The 18,807-nt window shown below is 62.5% G+C and carries 15 protein-coding genes and 2 pseudogenes; 7 read left to right on the top strand and 10 right to left on the bottom strand.

What is annotated here, in order from left to right:
- Window positions 1–132 precede the first annotated feature (132 nt).
- The 4 genes from ABGN05_RS13905 to ABGN05_RS13890 all read left to right on the top strand — a co-directional run bounded on the left by ABGN05_RS13905 (window position 133) and on the right by ABGN05_RS13890 (window position 3,501).
- Window positions 133–498, top strand: coding sequence for a hypothetical protein (locus ABGN05_RS13905; RefSeq protein WP_367954638.1), 366 nt, complete (start codon window positions 133–135; stop codon window positions 496–498).
- A 2-nt stretch (window positions 499–500) separates the two neighbouring features.
- Entirely contained in the window at window positions 501–770 is a 270-nt protein-coding gene (locus ABGN05_RS13900; protein ID WP_367954637.1) for a DUF5985 family protein, read from the top strand.
- 4 nt (window positions 771–774) lie between these two features.
- Window positions 775–1,044, top strand: a complete 270-nt coding sequence (locus ABGN05_RS13895; protein WP_367954636.1) for a DUF5985 family protein — start codon at window positions 775–777, stop codon at window positions 1,042–1,044.
- A gap of 1,233 nt (window positions 1,045–2,277) precedes the next feature.
- Window positions 2,278–3,501 (top strand): tyrosine-type recombinase/integrase, encoded by a 1,224-nt coding sequence (locus tag ABGN05_RS13890; protein ID WP_367955133.1) that lies wholly within the window; start codon window positions 2,278–2,280, stop codon window positions 3,499–3,501.
- 23 nt (window positions 3,502–3,524) lie between these two features.
- Here the strand turns inward: ABGN05_RS13890 and ABGN05_RS13885 are convergent, their stop codons facing one another.
- A complete protein-coding gene (locus ABGN05_RS13885; protein WP_367954635.1) occupies window positions 3,525–3,737 on the bottom strand; it encodes a hypothetical protein in 213 nt (70 codons plus the stop codon).
- 251 nt (window positions 3,738–3,988) lie between these two features.
- On the opposite strand from ABGN05_RS13885, the gene ABGN05_RS13880 reads away from it, so the two are divergent.
- The 3 genes and pseudogenes from ABGN05_RS13880 (at window position 3,989) to ABGN05_RS13875 (ending at window position 8,270) form a co-directional block, all read left to right on the top strand.
- Window positions 3,989–5,608 carry a tyrosine-type recombinase/integrase gene (locus ABGN05_RS13880; protein WP_367954634.1) on the top strand — a complete coding sequence of 540 codons (1,620 nt, stop codon included), beginning with the start codon at window positions 3,989–3,991 and terminating at the stop codon, window positions 5,606–5,608.
- A gap of 550 nt (window positions 5,609–6,158) precedes the next feature.
- Window positions 6,159–6,286, top strand: a pseudogene (locus ABGN05_RS30245) (IS91 family transposase); the annotation flags it as partial.
- Window positions 6,287–6,730: 444 nt separating this feature from the next.
- Window positions 6,731–8,270, top strand: a pseudogene (locus tag ABGN05_RS13875) (ISL3 family transposase).
- Between the two features lie 517 nt (window positions 8,271–8,787).
- Here ABGN05_RS13875 and ABGN05_RS13870 read toward each other — a convergent pair.
- From ABGN05_RS13870 to ABGN05_RS13830, 9 genes are all read right to left on the bottom strand, one after another.
- On the bottom strand, window positions 8,788–10,329 hold the full coding sequence (locus ABGN05_RS13870) for an amidohydrolase family protein (protein ID WP_367954633.1): 1,542 nt from the start codon (window positions 10,327–10,329) through the stop codon (window positions 8,788–8,790).
- Complete coding sequence (locus tag ABGN05_RS13865) at window positions 10,326–11,267, bottom strand: nucleoside hydrolase (protein WP_367954632.1); 942 nt, start codon at window positions 11,265–11,267, stop codon at window positions 10,326–10,328. The genes ABGN05_RS13870 and ABGN05_RS13865 overlap by 4 nt, the downstream gene beginning before the upstream one ends.
- A 3-nt stretch (window positions 11,268–11,270) precedes the next feature.
- Window positions 11,271–12,167 carry an ABC transporter permease gene (locus ABGN05_RS13860; protein WP_367954631.1) on the bottom strand — a complete coding sequence of 299 codons (897 nt, stop codon included), beginning with the start codon at window positions 12,165–12,167 and terminating at the stop codon, window positions 11,271–11,273.
- Window positions 12,152–13,198, bottom strand: a complete 1,047-nt coding sequence (locus tag ABGN05_RS13855; RefSeq protein ID WP_367954630.1) for an ABC transporter permease — start codon at window positions 13,196–13,198, stop codon at window positions 12,152–12,154. Before ABGN05_RS13855 ends, ABGN05_RS13860 begins: the two co-directional genes overlap by 16 nt.
- On the bottom strand, window positions 13,195–14,754 hold the full coding sequence (locus tag ABGN05_RS13850) for an ABC transporter ATP-binding protein (protein WP_367954629.1): 1,560 nt from the start codon (window positions 14,752–14,754) through the stop codon (window positions 13,195–13,197). The genes ABGN05_RS13855 and ABGN05_RS13850 overlap by 4 nt, the downstream gene beginning before the upstream one ends.
- Window positions 14,755–14,784: 30 nt before the next feature.
- Window positions 14,785–15,852: a BMP family ABC transporter substrate-binding protein gene (locus tag ABGN05_RS13845; RefSeq protein ID WP_367954628.1), complete on the bottom strand. Its 1,068-nt coding sequence runs from the start codon at window positions 15,850–15,852 to the stop codon at window positions 14,785–14,787.
- Window positions 15,853–15,921: 69 nt separating this feature from the next.
- Complete coding sequence (locus ABGN05_RS13840; RefSeq protein ID WP_367954627.1) at window positions 15,922–16,242, bottom strand: NIPSNAP family protein; 321 nt, start codon at window positions 16,240–16,242, stop codon at window positions 15,922–15,924.
- A complete protein-coding gene (locus ABGN05_RS13835; protein ID WP_367954626.1) occupies window positions 16,239–17,873 on the bottom strand; it encodes a GMC family oxidoreductase in 1,635 nt (544 codons plus the stop codon). The genes ABGN05_RS13840 and ABGN05_RS13835 overlap by 4 nt, the downstream gene beginning before the upstream one ends.
- A 4-nt stretch (window positions 17,874–17,877) precedes the next feature.
- Complete coding sequence (locus tag ABGN05_RS13830; RefSeq protein WP_367954625.1) at window positions 17,878–18,726, bottom strand: uracil-DNA glycosylase family protein; 849 nt, start codon at window positions 18,724–18,726, stop codon at window positions 17,878–17,880.
- Between the last annotated feature and the right edge of the window lie 81 nt (window positions 18,727–18,807).

Here is an 18,807-nt window from a genome sequence, read left to right as displayed (position 1 = left end):
CCAGCGAAAATAAGGCTCCAGCTCCCGGAAATCGGCCATGAGGATTGCAACAGCCGAACGTCCTGAGTAAACCGCCCCGGTGTACCGCTGCTACTTTCGCACCGCCAGGCAGGAAATAGTCCTTCGAGCGCCATGAAAATCGACCTCATCGAAATGGTCGAGTATTCCTTCGGCTCGGTCTGGGCGTTGGAATTGCTCCTCCTGCTACATCGGAAGCCCGACCGCTCTTGGTCGCATGACGAACTCGTCGGCGAACTGCGCAGCAGCGACGTCGTGGTCCAGGAGAGCCTGCAGCGCCTGCTCGCGAGCGGCCTGATCGTCATGGAGAACGGAAAGGCGCGCTATGCTCCGACCTCCACAGAAGTCGACAATCTGGTAAGCCTGCTCGACGAAGAATACCGGGCAAGGCCGACTTTGATACGGCGCATGATCGTCCAGGGGCCGGCCGAGAAACTCAAGACGTTTTCGGACGCATTCAAACTGAAGCCAGGACAGTAGTCGTGAACGAGCTTCTGAAAATATCCATCTATCTGCTTTGTGTCCTCACTGCGGCCGCTTGTTTTGTCTTGCTGTTGCGCGGCTACTTCCGCAGCGGTACGCGCCTGCTGTTGTGGAGTTCCGTCTGCTTTGGCTTCCTCGCTCTCCACAGCACCGTTGTGATAATCGAACTGATCATATTTCCCTCTTCGGACCTGCAGGTGTTCCGCCATCTGGCGTCTCTTTTGGCTGTGGGGTCTTTGACCTTCGGCTTGGTCTGGGAGTCGGAGTAGCGCCATGCTCGAGTTTGTTTCCGGCGTGATCGCGATGGGGTTCTTCGTGGCAGGCGTCTTCTTCTTTAAGTTCTGGAGGCGTACCGCCGACGCTCTCTTCCTCTTTTTCGCGTTGGCGTTCTGGGCGCTGGCGGTCAACCAGACGCTCACAGCGTTCGCCCGTATTCCGCTGGAGGAAAGAACTTGGCTTTATCTGCTGAGGCTCGCTGCCTTCACTTTGATCCTGGCAGGCATCCTCATCAAGAACCGCCAGATCGGTCGCAGACGGGAGTAAGACATGTATATGAGAGACGAGCCGCCTGCTTAACGGGCGGCTCGAACCAAATGCGGGATAGACAGACGATCCAGCGAGTCTGCGGATTGACGAGCACCCGATGATTGTTAACGTAGAGGTCGCGATATTCGTAGTTTGGGATCTGACGTACTTTCAAGAGCGCGATAGTGGCGAATATCGATATGGCCGGCTTGAGCATCAAGTGAGACCGCGAAGTCCGGTCGGTGGGAGAGATCTTCGTTCAGTCCGGCCGCGTCACCTGTTCGAAACAGCTTATCGTTCCGCAAGATGGTGCCTTGCTACGAGTTTATTTGAACGATATGCCTCAGGTGCCATGCGCAGCGCCACCAGCACTAGGGACTGCTGACAAGCTGGCACTGATCCATCTGATCAAGGATGCTCAGTTGTGAAATGCCCCGGGTAGCAGGACACCCGCAAAAACCCTCGAACACGAATACTGAGCGGCTCGCTCGCCGCGTTTGATTCGAATTCGTTCCCGCAACGATTCCGATATGTTCACGTCTGGACGGGAGCAAAATGAAACCTGCCGAGGCTTTTGCGGGTGTCCAGTTCAGGAGAGGCCATTTCTCGGAGGCCGACTTGATCGCGAAGTTCCCGCAACGGACTTGCCGTCGCCTAGGATGGTTGAGGCGTGTGGGTTGCGCCATAAGGCTGTACTTATCTCTGAGGTTGTGACTCCCCGCCGGAGCGAGCGTCTGACGCGTAGCTCAACCCCGTTCCGAGAGCGTCAATGGATATCAAGCTTCATCGCACCATCTCGCCGAGGCCGCCGGACACTGGACGGTCTCCTGTCGGCCCCCTTGCCGTCGTTGCAAGTCTCTGGTTCGTTCTGGGTCGCCTCCGCGTCGCCAGCGACTGAAATCCAACGCGAGTTCGTGGATCCGAAAATGCTAGCTAAATCTGTTACTTAGAAGCTGTCCACCAAATCGGCGTAGTTGCCAGCGTTGGAGAAAATGGGGCTGGAGAGAACGGAATTGCGGCTTCCGAAGATTGGGAGGTGAACAGGCGTTGCCCTATATCCCTCGGAAATAACAACAAATTTTCGCTTCCGCGTGAGCAGGAGAATGAGTTGGTAAGGGTGTCTGGCGGAGGGAGTGTCTGCCATGGCACGTGTTCAAGCCGTTCCATGTCGTCGCAGTAATCATCTGTTCTTAATAAGAAAATGGACATTTGAGCATCATCTTGTTGCAAACAGCCCCATCTCATCGCACAATGTGTTGGTGGGTTTTTTGGGGGGTATTTATCTTGCCGCCTCGCGCGCGCGAACTGACTGCGATCGAGATCAAGCGTCTGGCAATCGCGGGACTAACCGCGGTTGGCGGAGTACCTGGTCTATGTCTTCAGATTTCTCCAAGTGGCGCCAAGTCCTGGATACTGCGGGTGTTGGTCCGAGGGCGGCGGCGGGAGATCGGGTTGGGTGGATACCCCGATGTGTCGCTGGCGGCGGCACGGGAGCATGCCAGGTCTCTTCGCATCCGCATCAGAGATGGTGTCGATCCGGTAAAAGAAAGGCGCGAGGAGCGAACCCGCGATCGAGCGAAGTTGGACGCAATGACTTTCGAGAAGGCGGCGCGCATCTGGCATGCATCGAAGCGGCACGAATTTCGTAGCGAGAAGCATGCCGCGCAGGTTCTCAGCACACTTGAGGCCTACGCGTTCCCAACCATCGGGTCAATGACCGTTGAGGATGTCGAACTCAAGAATGTGGTCGGTGTGCTTCAGCCGCTCTGGCTCGCCAAGACCGAGACTGCCAGCCGATTGCGAGGGCGAATGGAGAGCGTGCTGACCTGGGCTTCGGTGTCCGGCTTTCGATCTTCACATAATCCTGCTCGATGGAAGGGCAATCTCGATGCGGTTCTTCCCAAGCCCGGTCGGGTCATGAATGTGAAGCACCATAGTGCGCTTCCGGTCGAGGAAGTGCCCACCTTTTTCTCGGCGCTTCACTTGAGGCAGGGGATGGCAGCTCGTGCGTTGGAGTTTCTTGTGCTGACGGCGGCGCGCTCCGGGGAGGTTCGCGGAGCGCGCTGGAGCGAAGCGGATCTGGAACAAAAGATCTGGACCATCCCTGCTTCGCGGATGAAGGCGGGAAAGGAACATCGCGTGCCCTTAGCGCCCACGGTTATGTCGCTGCTATCAGAACTTCCGCGGTTTCAGGGTTCGGAGTTCATCTTCGCGGCGGCGCGAGGCGGGATGTTGTCCGACATGTCTCTCTCTGCGGTCATGCGGCGTATGGATGTGGCTGCGGTCCCGCATGGTTTTCGTTCCACGTTCCGCGACTGGGCAGCCGAGTACACCGACTACTCTGGCGAAGTCGCCGAGATGGCGCTGGCGCATTCAATTTCCAACAAAGTTGAGGCTGCATACAGACGTGGCGATCTGTTGGAGAAGCGGAGACACATGATGAATGATTGGGCCAGCTTCTGCGGCTCCGCATAGGCTGGTAGCTCGGGTTATCGAGGCTATTGACGTGACGCTTCTGCTGCGGCAGCATTTGTAAAGTTCGTATCGATTCGGAGCGAACCGACGCAGCCCGCCACTTCGGGCAGCATTTCACAGTAGGCGCAAGCCTGCGACTTTGAACCAGCCGCGCGCATGAAGTGCCAGGCCTTGGTCAGCGATTTTTTATCGCTCGCCGCAGCCCGGAGCACATCATGCCTGAGCGAGATCCTCAACGTATTTTCCTTTCTGTCCGCCATGTCGCGGAACGGTTCGACGTTTCGCCGACGACGATCTGGCGGTGGAGCGGGACGGTGCCTTCCTTCCCCCTGCCAGTCCGCTTTGGTTCCGGGTGTACGCGGTGGAGGCTCTCGGACATCGAGCGATTCGAAGCCACATGCGGAGCCGCTGTCGATGCGCGCCCCAGTTCGCGTGATCCCCACGGGGATGATCCCTTTGTACGATCCGGACGGAAGGGGAGATCCCGATGAGCCGTTCGAGCAAGCGTCGCGAGCTGTGGGGCGTAAGCGATACTACAACCTACACCATTGCCGAACTGGCCGAAGCCTCTGATCGCTCGGTGGCTACGATTTCCGGGTGGCTGAAAGCGGGACTGACAACAATCGACGACAAGAAGCCCGCCATGATCTACGGCCATGTCGCCAATGCGTGGCACACGTCATGGTGGGAGAAGCGTAAACATAGTACTTTGCCGGGAGAGTTTTACTGCTGCGGATGCCGAGAAGTTTGCAAGCCGAAGCCTCATAGCGTCAGATTCGTCACTCGCAGCACTGGCGGTCTCAACGCCGAGGCGCTTTGTAGCAGGTGCGGAACGCGCCTCAATAGGGGTATCAAGCAGTGCGACCTGGCTTCCTTCCAGGATGCGGTAGCCGCCCAATTGGACGGACTAGGACGATTCATCGAGTCTGATACTTCCTCCAATAGTTCCCGGTTGCGGGTTGATAGGCACGCAGGATCAACGCAAAGCAGTCAGGGAAAGGGTCATGGTCGCAACGCCACAGTCCCCCGCAATTCGGGCAACGAACGACTAAAACATGCCTTCTTCGATCACGAAGTGCATGCGATGGGCCATGACCACAAGACGATCCAGAGCCACCGTGCAGGCCTCCTCCGCTTCGAGGAATTCTGCAATTTTCGAGATTTTGGCCGCATCTCGAAGGCAGAAGCGGTCGCCTTTAAACTTCGTCTGAAGGAGAAGGGGCTCACTTTGCCAGTCATACTCGCAAATCTGGCCATTGTCCGGCGATTTCTGATTTGGCTTGGTCAACGGCCGGGATATCGGCGGTCAATCTCGGTTGCCAGTATAGAGTTCCTAAACCTCACAACCAAGGAACGCCGATCATGCGCTGGCATGGAACGGATCGTCGATTGTCCCTCTCCTGGTGAAGTCGATCGGGTCCTCAAGTTGATGCCTGTCCGGACACCGGTGGAGCGAAGAGACAAAGCGATCGTGGTTATGTTCGGGCTCACTGCAATCCGCTCGACTGCCTTGGTCACGCTGAGACTGAAGCACATCGATCTCGAACATGAAATTGTCTATCAGCCAGGACGCGAAGTCAGCACCAAATTCAGTAAGAACCTGACCACAGTCATGATCCCGATTGAGCCCGGGTGGATTTCACTTATACGTGAGTATGTGGACTTCCTACGAACTGAGGGTTTTGTCGACAGCGATCCTCTGTTCCCGAGAGCAGACATAGGCGGGATCCAGGCGACGAAAGTAAGTTTCCGGCCCCTCTCGAAGGAATTTCTGTCGGACGCTCAAATCATCAACAGAGTTTTAAAGAAGGCGTTCATCGCTGCGGGGTTGACGCCCCGAAAACCTCACAGCTTCCGCCATATGCACGCGAAACTCGCCGACAGTCGGGCGGCATCGATGGGACTCGCGAAAGCCATCGCCGCCAATCTCGGTCATGACAGATGGACGACCACTCAGGAAAACTACGGCAAACTGACGCTCGAGGAACGAATGAAGATCATCAGAAGCGCCTTCGACGGAGAAGCGGCACCTGACATACACCAGAACGAAATAGCTGAATTTCTAAAGGCAGCAGTCGAGATTGCAAAGAAGATACGAAAAGGATAATATTCTTTTTGATTGTGGTTGTTGAAATCAATATCCTTCTATATTTTCTGCCTAGTGGCTAAATCTGAATGCGATTTATTTGATATGCCTAATATCCGGCAACACTGAGAAGTTTCTGCACTCTTAAGTATTGAATAAGTCGCGAATGTCGCCGATCGCCGTGGCAATGGCGGCGAAAGTTCTGCCGGCCTTCTTGCGCAGCAAGGCCTTGAACTTCGAGTACGCTTTCTAGATTGGGTTGAAATCCAAAGTCCAAGAAACAAGGGTGGGTAATCGCGAGCCACGACGGACCTCGTAGTCGCTACTTATTCAGGCCAGCGAAATGTCGTAGCCGCCCGGACCATTGCTGCAGTCGTAGGACTGTGCGGTCTGCCCCGCACGCTAACCAAGTATATTACCGAGTGACTTCGGGGGCAATCAGCGGGCGCTGTATGGGCAGCCCAGGTGGCGGCAAGCATCAATGCGAGGGTCGATCCCCGCAGGTGCGGGGGAGCCGCGCCGCGAGCCCGCCGCAAGCAGACGGGTGGGGGTCGATCCCCGCGACGCCGACGAACCGGAGGACTTCCGCCCGCCATGCCCCTACTGCGGCGGACGCATCGTCATCGAGGTATTCGAACGGTGGAGGCAGCCCGAGGACCGCCGGATGCGTCGTCGACGAACCGGGGAAACGACCCATGACCTGGCATGGCGTATTTTAGCTTCAAGCCGCAGGCGCTGCGCCTCCGGCAACGGACCAGCGCGGGCCCGTGGTGACTGTCGCCGCCGACAGGCCTACGACGAGCACCGTGCGGGGCCGACAATACCGCGCCGAGGCGTAACGAAGCGGCCTGTCCGCGTCCATCACCGCACTTCCCACCGTCGGTCGAGCCATCGCCGAAATCGGCCGCAGTTCGAAATCCCCATAGCCATCGACTGTGGCCCGCGGGTTCCTGCATGAGAGGCTTTCGTACGCCTGCCGGCACCCGAAACCCTTCACCATTTCGGCCGTTCGCTGGAGCTGTGTGTTTCGGCGTGGAATAAGGCCCTCGTTTCAGGGGTGATCGGCATCCAAAAAGGGCTCTGACTCACATCTGATGATTTTGCGTGCCCGATTGGCGCTCTTTCACAAAGGGAATCAGCGCCATGGCGAACATCATGCGTTTGTCGTCCCTGATCCCGGCCGGATTGGTTGTCGAGAGTGCCGCCGTGGACGAGGGGATGATGGTCGTTTCTGCACGGTCGGCTGCCGAGCGTCGAGCGTGCCCGCTCTGCGGCCGCTTCTCCGGCCGCGTCCACAGCCGATACGTCAGGATCATCGCCGATCTTCCGTGTGCCGGCAGGAAAGTCCGGCTTCGGCTTACGGCCCGCCGGTTCGCCTGCGAGGCGACGTTCTGTCGGCGACGCATCTTCGCGGAGCGGTTTGAGGACAAGGTGGTGGCCGAGCGTTCCCGGCGGACGTCGCGTCTCGAATGTCTCGTTCATCATCTTGGGCTGGCGCTGGGTGGCAGACCGGCCGCCGGCTTTGCCAAGAGGCTGATGGTGCCGGTCAGCAATGACACGCTCCTGCGCGTCGTCCGCAGGCGGTCGAAGCTGCCTGAGGCGCCGCTGAACGTCATCGGCATCGACGACTGGGCGTGGCGCCGAAACCATCGCTACGGCAGCATCGTGTGCGATCTGGAGCGGCGCCGGATCGTCGCTCTCCTGCCCGACCGCGAGATCGCGACGGTCCGAGCCTGGCTGGCCGGCAGATCACCGTCGTGTCGCGCGACCGCGGCGGCGGCTACGGCGAGGCGGCGACGAAGGCGCTGCCCGATGCGGTCCAGGTCGCGGACCGCTGGCATCTCATGGAGAATGCGAGTTCCGCCTTCCTGGACGCCGTACGCAAGTCGATGCGGTCGATCCGGACTGCGATCGGTGCAGCCAAGATCAATCCTGATCTTCTGACCTGTGCGGAGAAGCTGCAGTACGAGGGATACCTGCGACGTGAAGAGATAAATGCCGTCATGGCGCGGCTTGCCGACGACGGCATTCCCATCAAGGAGATCGTGCGCCGCACCGGCCATAGGTCCGTCAGGTGATCCGCGGCGAGAGAACGGATGTCTTCCGCATCCGGCAGAGTTCCCTCGAAGCGCACCTGCCGATGCTCGACGACATGTGGAACGCGGGTTGCCGCAACGGTGCCGAACTCTGGCGACGCCTGCAGGTCAAGGGCTTTCGCGGCTCACTGCGTGTGGTCGGCGAGTGGGCGACCCGCCGCCGCCGCGCCGAGCGCGCATCCGACCAGCAGCTTCGGATGGTACCGTCAGCCCGGACCATCGCTCATTTGATGACGACGGCCCGCGATCACCTCAGCAGATCCGACACGGTGACCATGGCCGCCATTGAAGCGGGCGTGCCCATGCTGGTCGAGGCCCGAAGTCTGATCGACAGGTTCCAGGCGATGATCCGGACGAAGGCCGCGAGCGACCTGGACGCTTGGGTCACGGAGGCCGGCCAGAGCCTGGTCGCGTCTTTCGCCAACGGCATCATGCGCGACCGCGCCGCCGTCCATGCCGCCATAACGGAGCCGTGGTCGAACGGCCAGACCGAGGGGCAGATCACACGGCTCACGCTGGTGAGGCGCCAGATGTACGGTCGCGGGAAGCTCGATCTCCTGCAAGCCAGGCTGATCGGCGCCGCCTGATCATCGAGATTGCGTTAGAGCCCCTATTCCACGCCGGAACGCACCGGTAGGGAAGAAGGCGTGGGTGGTGCCGAGTACAATCTGCCGCTAACTGGTCTCTCCTGATATTCCCTGTTTCGCAGCGGAAAACAGGGAACTCTGCGTTTTCCAGGCAAGCATGCCTCAGAAACTGTATTCGCGCTGCCTCTTCAACGGCTTAGACGCTCCATACAACGCAGCGGCGGCATCCACATCAGCAGGGAATTCGGCGACAGATCGTTGTGGTTTGGCGGGAACGCATTGTCGTTGGGTGGGAATGCGCTGTCGATAGGTGGGAAACGACTGCCTCTAGATGGGAACAGATTGTTCTCGCGCGGGATGGCATTGCCGTTTCTCGGGACGCCTATTCGCTAGCGCGGGAGTGCAATGCGGTTGAGCGGGAGCGGATTGTCGCTGGCGGGAACGGAACCCGTTGAGCCAAACTGAGTCGGAAACGGGCCCGAATGGTTGTCGGGGAACGCGCGGAAGTCAGAGAACACTATGCTCGGGCAGGGAGCCAGTTTCGCAGGCGCAGCGGCGCATCACCCGCGTACCGATAAACTCCCGAATGGCTGGCCGCGGAACGTCGGTGGATCTCGGCGAAATATGGCTCCAAGAGACCATTGCGCCGCTCGACTAGCGTGTGTGCCTGCAGATATGCCGGCACCCGGTCCCGAATCTCGTCGAATAACGCGTCCTCGTCGAAGCGGGCCATACGGCGATCACGCATCACCACCTCGCCCGCCACAATGGCTGTCCGCACGTTCGAACCGTTGGCAGCGTAGACCAGATGCTTGGCAACGTCATTGAGAGGCATGAAGGCGCAGTCGTTGAGATCGATCAGGATCATGTCAGCGGCCTTTCCCGGCTCCAGCGATCCGCAGTCGTCCTCGATCATGGCGCTGCGCGCCCCGCCGAGGGTCGCCGCCCGCAGGATTTCGGCCGCCGAGAGCCAAGTACTGGAATCGGGCCCGCTCGCGCCATGAAGCAGACCGGCGGCGCGCATGACGTCGAATATGCTCGCCGTGTCGTTGGAGGAGACGCCGTCGGTGCCTAGCGCGAGGGAGACGCCCGCGTCCATCAGCCGGCGAACCGGCGCGACGCCCGCGCCGAGCTTAAGGTTCGACACCGCATTGTGCACCACGCTGACGCCGGCCTGCCCCATAAGTGCCATGTCGGCGTCGTCCACCCAGACCGAATGGGCAATGGTGGTATTGCGCCCGAGTATGCCGAGATCGTCCATGTAGCGGACGAGGCTGCCACCGTAGAGTTCCTGTCCAGTCACGGCCTGTGTCACGGTTTCCAACACATGGCAGTGGAACGGCATGCCGTGCGCCCGCGCCAGGTCAAAGCAGCCGGTCAGGAGATCGGCCGTGCAGCGCTGCGGCGCGGACGGTGCGATCTGGAAGTTCAATCGCCCGACGCGGCCGTGGAAGGCCGCGATGGCGGCCCGGCAGAAATCAAGGTATTCCGGTGCACCGATCATCGGCCCGAAGTCGATCATCCGCTGGATATCCGGCGGGAAGACGTCGCGTGCGAACGGTAGGGCAGCGAGCGTTGGGATGTTAATGACGTCGCTGGACACAGTCGCCCTTATGCCGGCGAGTTCGTAGGCGGAGAACACTGTGCCCAACCGGTCGAGATCGTGATCCGGTGGATCGAAGAAGCAGTCGGTCATCGTGGTGACGCCGGCCTTGAGTGATTCCGTCGCCAGCAGGAGCGAACGCAGGTGCAGGAGTTCCTTGTCGATGACCGGCCCCATTAGCAGCGGGTAGGCGTAGAGCAGCCAAACCTCGAGCGGCATCTTCTCATAGCGCCCGCGAAAAAAGGTCTCGCTCGAATGCGTGTGCGCGTTGACGAGCCCCGGCATCACGAGCTTGCCGCGTCCGTCGATTACCTCCGAGTCCGGCTCGGCCTCCAGCCCCGCGCCGACAGCCGCGATGCGCGTTCCCTCGACGAGTACATCGCCGTCAAACGGCTCGGTCCCGTGCTCCGCATCCATAGTCATAATCGACGCGCCGCGGATGAGCAGCCCGCTCATGGCAGGCGCCCCAGGCAATCGAGAAGCAGCGCGTAATAACGATAGGGATCACCGTCGCGTATCCAGAACGCGTTCTTCGGCCGGTCGGTGATGCCCCACCAGTCGGCAACGGTCATGCCCTGCGTCAGAGTGCCGGCCAGTTCGACCGAAACGTTGACCTGCCTGCCCCCGAAGATCGTTTGGTCGAGCATGAAGGTCGGCACGCAGGGGCCGTGCAGCGGCGCGCCCTCCCAGCCGTACTTCTGCAGGTCGAAGCTTTCGGAGAATTCGAGCATCTCGGCTGTCGCCGGGCCGCATCGGTTGCCGAGTGCGCGCATGGCCTCGAGCCGCGTCCGCGTCGAAAGCATTTTGTGGGTGACATCGAGCGGCAGCAGCGTGGTCGGAATGCCGGCGTCAAGCACGATCCGCGCCGCTTCGGGATCGACATACACGTTGAACTCGGCCGAAGGCGTGATGTTGCCGACCTCAAAATAGGCACCAGCCATGGCGACGATCTCGTGGATGCGCGGCGCGATGTCGGGCGCTTTGACCAGCGCCATGGCGAGGTTTGTCAACGGCGACAGCGAGCAGATCGTCACCGTATGGGGCTGCGCCCGCCGCAGCGTCTCGATGATGAAATCAACGCCATGGACGGGCGACGCTTGGATGCTTGGCTCGGGAAGATCAGGCCCGTCGAGACCGGTCGGGCCGTGTACATGGACGGCCGTCACAAGGTCGCGCGTCATCGGACGCGGGCATCCGGCAACGACAGGGATATCGGGCCGGCCGGCCAGCTCCAGGAGCTTCAGGCAGTTCGCCACTGTGTGGCGCAAGTCGATGTTACCGGCGGTCGCAACGAGACCCAGCACCTCGAACGCGTCAGGCGCGCCCAGCATCATGAGGATCGCTGCGGCCTGGTCCTGGCCGGGATCCGTCAGGACAATGAGCTTTCTCTTCATCGCTCAGGAATCCCGCAATTCGCCAAAGCCGCCTGTCGCGGACCTGGCTCCCCCGCGCAGCCGCGCAGAGAGCCAGACTCCGAAGACGGTGGCGATGTAGGGCAGGCCAAGCAGCAAATCATGCGGCACGCGGTCGCCGAAGACGAGCTGCGCGCGGATGCCGAGCGCGCCGACGACCGCGAAGAAAATCGCGGCGAGCGTCGCCCACAGAGGATGGCCAGCTCCGAAGATGACCGCAGCGAAGCCCATAAAACCGCGCCCGGCCGTCATGTTCTGCGAGAAAATCTGCAGGCTTCCGGCGGCTAGTTCCGCGCCCGCCAGCGCGCACAGCGCGCCGCCGATCACGAGCGCCGCGAGGCGGATGGCCGAGGGGTTCGCGCCGACGCTGCGCGCCGCGAAGGGATGCTCGCCGGATGCCGCCAGCCGAAGCCCAAAACGGGTTCGGCACAACAGCAGCCAGCACAGGAACACGAGGATCGGCATTGCAAGCACCAGCACCGACAGCACGCCATAGGCGCCGAAGGCGGCCCCAAGCCGCGGCAGGCCGAACGGCGCGCTGATGGCCGCCTGGCTGCCGAAGATCGACTGGATGGCGAGCGAGGTACCGCCGAGGCCGAGACCGGTCAGGCCGAGGCCCGCGATGATCTGGTTGGCCTTAAGCTTCTCGACGACGAACCAGAACAGCACCGAACCGACGATGCAGATGAGGATCGCCGCCAGCAGCGCGAGCACGACCGAGCCGGTGAGCACGATGCCGACGATGGTGGCGCAGGCGCCGGTGATCATCAGGCCTTCGAGACCAAGGTGCCACACGCCCGCCCGCTGCGCGATGACCCCGGCCAGCGTGACGTAGATAAGCGGCGTTCCCGACCGCATGATGGCGATCACGATGTCTTCCAAGGTCGCCTCCAAGCCTTGGTGAGCGCGTCGATGTACCGCGACCGCGCGGTGATGAAGAGCGCAATCGACGCGTTGATGATGTCGATGGCGGCCGATGGCAATCCGGCCATGACGGGAAGGTAGAGGGCGGCTGACGCCAGGCCGCCGAAGAAGAAGCCGACGATCGCCGCGCCGGTGATCGACAGTCCCGCCACCAGCGCGATCAGCACGGCGGTGAACCCGTGCGCGGGCAGGAAGCCCCCGGCCAGCCGCCCGTTCGGTCCCATCAGTTCAATGGTTCCCGCCAGGCCCGCGAGCGCGCCGCTGATCAGAAAGCTCGCCAGTCCGATCTTCCAGGTGCTGGCGCCTTGCCATTGCACCATGGTGGGATTTCGTCCCCCGAGGCCCGACAGGACGCCGAAGGCGGTGCGGTTGACCAGCCACCACACGGCGAGCCCGACGAGGATCGCGATTCCGATGATGGTCGGCGACACGCCGTTCGAGGTGCTGATGCGGTAGGCCGCCTCCAGCGGACGGCTCGACGCCTGCTGGCCGGAACCGGATGGGTCCTTCAGCGGCCCAGCGGTCACATAGACGAGCAGTAGTCCGGCGAGGAAATTGCCCATCAGCGTGGTGATCACCTCGTCGGCCCCGGACCGCAGCCGCAACAGGCCCGGCCAGAGCGCCCAGAGAGCCCCGCCTGTCATGCCGGCGGCGAAGCAGAGCGGGATGACTACGCCCCCGGGATAGCCTCGAAGCCATTCCGCGACGAAGGCCGCGCAGATGGCGCCGACATAGAACTGGCCCTGCGCGCCGATGTTGAAGTAGCCGGCGCGAAACGAGATCACTACACCGGTCGCGGTGATGAACAGCGGCAGCGCCCAGCGCAGCGCATGCTCCAGGGCGTTGCGGCGCAGGAAAGCCCCGTCGACGATCGAATGGAACATTTGTGGCGCGGAATAGCCCGCGAACTCGAAGATCAGGCCGCACATCGCGAGCGCCAGCAGAATGAAGACAAGGGCCCGAATGATGGCGCTCAGGCTACCGCTCATGCGCGTGCTCCCGTCATCGCCGCGCCGACGCGGGCCAGGTCGAAGGGCGGGCGGAATTCGGCGACGATGCGGCCGGATAGCATCACCACCACGCGATCAGCGAGATCGAAGATCTCGTCGAGGTCGGATGACACGAAGACCACCCCGCAGCCGCGGGCGCGTGCCTTGCGCAGCGCATCCCACACGAAGGCGGTGGCGCCGATGTCGAGACCGCGCGTCGGCTGCGCCGCTATGATCAGTTTGCCGGCCTCGTCCATCTCGCGCGACAGAATCACCTTCTGGGCATTGCCGCCCGATAGCCCGCCCGCCGCCTGGCTGACATCGGCGTAACGTACGTCCCAGGCGTCGAGCGCGGTCTTGCAGTCGCGGCGTAGTCCGCTGGGGCTGATGGCGGCGAGCAGCGGCCTGGCTAGCAACCGGCCCGCTGACCAGTTCTCCCACAGCGGGCTTGTCAGGCTGAGCCCCTCTACATTTCGTTCGAAGGGAATCACTCGTAATCCCGCCCCGCGCCGCTGCGAAAGCGAGGCGGCGGTGACGTCCCGACCGTCAAGTTCGAGGGAACCGGCGGCGATGTCGGCTAGCGAGGATATGACGCGCACGAGCGTGCGTTGTCCGTTGCCCTCGACGCCCGCGATGCCGACAATTTCGCCGGGCTGCACAGCGAAATCAACCGCCTGCAAAGCGGGTCCGTCCAGGTCCGGACGCGTCGAGACGCCGCGAAGGCTCACCACCGGCGGAACGGCCATCGGAACCGCCTCGGCTTCCGCGCCGCGCGGAGCAGCGGCGCCGGTCAGGGCGGCGCGATCCTCGCCCGCGAGCATCTTCGCCGAGGGTCCAATGATCAGGGAGGCGAGCGTGTCGGCATCGATGCCCGCCGCCGACAGCGGTCCGTCGATCAGCTTGCCGCCACGCAACACGCTGACCGTATCCGCGATGGCCAACACCTCGCGAATCTTGTGCAGGATGAGCAGGACGGTGACGCCTCGCGCCTTCAGCCTTCGCACACGCTCGAACAGCTTTTGCGCGCCTTCGGGCGACAGAACCGCCGTCGGCTCGTCGAGGATGAGCAAGCGCGCATCGGTCACCAGCGCGCGGGCGATCTCCACCGCCTGCTGCTGCTCGACCGTCAGCGTGCGGATTCGCGCCCGCGCCGGCAACTTGACGTCGAGCGCGTCGAGATGATCCTGCCAGCGGCGCTCCAGGGCGGAACGCGTGTAGAGCGCTCCGCCCGTGGCGCCGAACTGCATGGCTTCGGCGACGGTGAAGGACGGGGGCAGCGCGAAGCTCTGGTGAACCAGTTCCACGCCCGCGCGCCGGGCATCATTGACATTGCCGCCCGCGATCAGGCTGCCGCCGATCTCGACCGTGCCCTGGTTGGGCGGGACGAGGCCGGAAACGACGCGGGCGAAGGTTGTTTTGCCAGCGCCGTTCTGCCCGACGACGGCGTGGATCATGCCGCGCGGAAAGGCGATCGAGACGTCGTCGAGAGCCATCACGTCACCGTAGCGCACGCTCACGTTCCGGCAGGCGAGGATCGCGTCGTCATTGCCCGTCATCGCGGCATGCCCTTCCCCCTCGTCCGTTGGTCAGAGGGTCGTGTTGAACGGCACCTCGATCGATCCATCGAGGATGCCGGCCTTCGCCTTCTCGATTTCGGCCCAGACCTCCTTCGACTTGGCGACCATCTCCGGGTCGCCTTCTTCCTGGAACAGCGGCGACAGCATGAACTCGATAACGCCGGTGCCAAGGCCCGTATTGACGTGCGAGCCACCGGCCCAGTCGCCGTCGATCGCTTTCGTCGCCTCGTTGTGGAGCGAGACGCCGAAATCGAGGCCGACGATGGAGATCAGCGACTTCGGTCCGAGCTTGAACTGCGCGGGATCGAGCGCGCTGACATAGCGCCCCGTTCCCTCGTTGGCCGCCGCGATGATGCCGAAGTCGGTCGCGGCCGCGTCGGTCTGGATGTAGTCGATGCCGTCGGAGAACATCTGCGTGGCGATTTCCTGGCCCTTGGCGGGATCCTGGAAGGACCCGGCGAAGGCCGCGGTGACGGTGGCGTCGGGACGCACCGACAGGACGCCCGCCTTCAGCGCGTTGAAGTCGGCGTTGAGCGGCGGGATGGAGATGCCGCCGATGAAGCCGATCTTGCCGGTCTTGCTGACGCGGCCGGCGAAGATGCCCGACAGGTAGCAGCCGAGGTAATAGTCGTAGGAGACCGTCACCACGTTGGGGATCGCCGGCTCGAACGGATCGCCGAACAACTGGATCCACTTGGTGTCGGGATAGGACGGCGCGACGGCCTTGAAGGGCTCCGCCACCTCGTTGAAGGTCGACACCACCACCGCCGCGCCGGCATCGCCGAGTGTACGGAAGATGGTCTCGTAAGTGGCCGGATCCTGCGCATAGATGGCGCGGTGCTCCAGCCCCTTTCCCTCGGCAAGTTCCTTGAGCCGGGCGATCATGGAATCGACGGGTCCGGCATCGCCGGCCGCCTGTGTGTGCACGAGCGCGATCAGGCCGCCCTGCGCCTGGGCAACCGCCGCCGTTAGGGCGCCGGTCATGGTGAGCGCGGCGGTGCCGGCCGCGATCTTGAGGAAGGTTCGGCGGTCGAACGACAACCGCGGGAAAGAGAGTGTCTGCTGCTTGCTGGTCATGCGTTTTAGCTCCTCTGGATGTCGCCGTTTGCCGGTCTAGTGTTGGGTTGGTTGGATTGCTGCTTCCGATCAGGCTCCCGGTGAAAAGGTTGCCGGGTTCATGATCATCACGTTCTGGCTCTGGATCGCATTCAGCGACCAGACGCCGGAAATGAAGGACTGCCATTCGGGGTCGGCGTACATCGCCGCGCGCCGCGCCTCGCGATCGGCGAGACCGTCGTAGCTCCAGATCAGCACGGTGGTGTGCAAGGCGCCGATCTCGCTGACGAAGAGGCCGATGAAGCGGCCGAGGTGGCGCTTCTGGATCGGCAGCCCCTCGGTCTCGTACTTCTTCAGCCAACCGTCGACCGTGCCCGGTCGAAACGTGTAGGTGCGATGCTCGACGATCATGTGCTAACCTCCCCGAGAATGAAGTCCGATGCCCGCTCGCCGATCATGATGGCGGGCGCGTTGGTGTTGCCGCTGGAAATGATCGGCATGATCGAGGCGTCGGCGACGCGCAGGCCCCCAATGCCGTGCACCTTAAGCCGCGCATCCACCACCGCCATTGCGTCGCTACCCATCTTGCAGGTGCCGACGGGGTGGAACGTCGTCATCGCGGTTGCCCGCAGCCACGCCTCCAATCCGGCATCGTCGTCTCGATCGGGACCAGGCGCCAGTTCGCGGCCGCGATAGGGATCGAAAGCCTTCTGCGCGATGATCTCACGGGTCATTCGGATGCCGGAGATCATCGTCCGCAGGTCGAAGTCTGACTGGAGATAGTTGGCGAGGATGCGCGGCTTGTCGGCCGGGTCGCCCGAGCGTAGCGTGATCTCGCCGCGGCTCTCCGGGTTGACCGGTCCGACGCGCAGCGTGAAGCCATGATTGGTCTCCACCGCCTGCCTGCGGCGGAACGGATTGGGCAGATGCAGGTTGGCGGTCTTTTCCAGTGCCGGCATGAAGTGAAGCTGAATGTCGGGCGCGACGAGGTCCTGCCGCGACTTGAGGAACGCGCCCGCCTCATAGGGGAAGGTGGTGACCACCCCCGTGCCGAACAGCATGCCCTGCGCGACGGACCAGATCAGTTTGTCGGCCCGCAGGTCGCCATAGAGCGTCACTGGCTCGTGGCACTCCCAGGACATCACGCAGTCTACATGGTCCTGCAGGTTCTTGCCGACCCCCGGCAGGTCGTGGATCACCTCGATACCATGCGCGGCAAGTTCGTCGGCGGGACCGATCCCCGACAGCATGAGCAACTGCGGTGAGTTAACCGTGCCGGACGCCAGAACGACCTCGCGCTCCGCCCGCGCCTCCCGGGTCGTCCCGCCCTGTGCAAAACGCACGCCGACGGCACGGCCGTTCTCCACCAGCAAGCGCTCGGTCAGCGCGTCGGTTTCGACCGTAAGGTTTGGTCGCGACAGCACGGGCCGCAGGAAGGCGAAGGACGTCGACCAGCGCTTGCCAGCTTTTATGGTGAAGTCGAACCGGCCGACGCCTTCCTGCTCGGCGCCGTTGAAGTCGTCGTTGGCGGGATGGCCAGCCTGGGTGCCCGCCTCGACGAACACGTCGTGCAACATGCTCTTGCCCCGGGCGCGGCAGACGGTGAGTTCGCCGCTCCGACCGTGGAAATCATCCTGGCGCTGAACATGCCCCTCGGAACGACGGAAGGCTGGCAACACCTCTTCGTAGGACCAACCAGGCAGGCCGAGTTGTCCCCACCGATTGTAGTCGTGCCGATTTCCTCGTACGTAGATCATGCCGTTGATGGTGGACGAGCCGCCCAGCGCCTTGCCGCGTGGCCAGTAGAGTGACCGGCCGTTCAGATGAGGCTCGGGCTCGGTGTTGTAGTGCCAGTTGTATATGCCGGACTGGAAGAGCTTGCCCATCAACATGGGCAGGCGAAACAGTGGATTGCGGTCGCGCCCGCCGGCTTCCAGCAGCAGCACCCGGTTGCCGGGATCGGCCGAGAGCCGGTTCGCCAAGACGCAGCCGGCGGAGCCGGCGCCGACGATGATATAATCGTAGGTGGCGGTCTTCGTCATGACGTCACCAGTCGATGGGCCGCAAGCCAGCGTCCGCCAAATGGCGATTGCAGGCCAGAAACGGGTTCCCGAGAGAAAACAGTTCGTCTGCGAAGGCCGGATGCGCCCGCTGAATGGTCACCTGCGGCGCGGGGGCGGTCGCCAGCCCCGCTAGCCGAAGGTTGTCGGCCGCCGCATCGCCAAAACCGAGATAGACAATTGGCCGTCCGCTTCCCGCAAGATGATGCAGCACCGCTTGAATCAGTGGACGCCAGACCGGAAGGTGGCCACGCGACTGGTGCGGATCGACCGCCACCTGGAAGCGCGAGAGGGTAAGCGAGGAATTGAGGAGCAATACCCCCTCAGCTACCCAGCGATCAGCTACCGCGCCCGGCGCCTCCAAGCTCACCGTCCCGGCCTCTATCTCGTGCACCAAACCGGGCCACGCATGGAACGAGGTGGCCACCTCCGGACGACCAGTGCGAGCCGCGCAGATTTGCTGCATGTAGGCGCGTACGCTCTTCGAGAACATTTTGTCGAGCTCGCGCCACGTCGCGACGTTGCCGGCTTCGAAGGCACGGCCGGTTGCGAATCCGGGCTCTGGATAAGGGTCCTGGCCCAGCACCACGCAGCGAACCGAGTCCGGAACAATGTCGTCGAAGGCGCGCAGTATATGCGCGCGGGCCGGAGCACCCGGGAAAACCCGGCCGCGGCGCGCCGGAAAGATCGGCTCCCACGCTTCGAAGGCGAGCGACGGGTCGCAGTCGTCGAAGCCGAGCTCGACCTCACCGAGCACAGGAAGCCAAGCCGCCGGTAGGTCGGCTTGCCAGCCTTCCAGCGTCTCCTGCAATGCATCGACCAGTCTTGTCGCCATGTCCGACGCCGCTCCCCTCATGAGATGAATGAATCCAAAACCTGACCGGAATGTCAAGTTCCTGTTTTGCATTTCTTGACC

It is taken from the genome of Aquibium pacificum (assembly GCF_040839445.1).
Classification (GTDB): Bacteria; Pseudomonadota; Alphaproteobacteria; order Rhizobiales; family Rhizobiaceae; genus Aquibium; species Aquibium pacificus.
The sequence above is the reverse complement of the archived record's forward strand: the minus strand, read 5'-3'. Positions and strand labels throughout refer to the sequence as shown.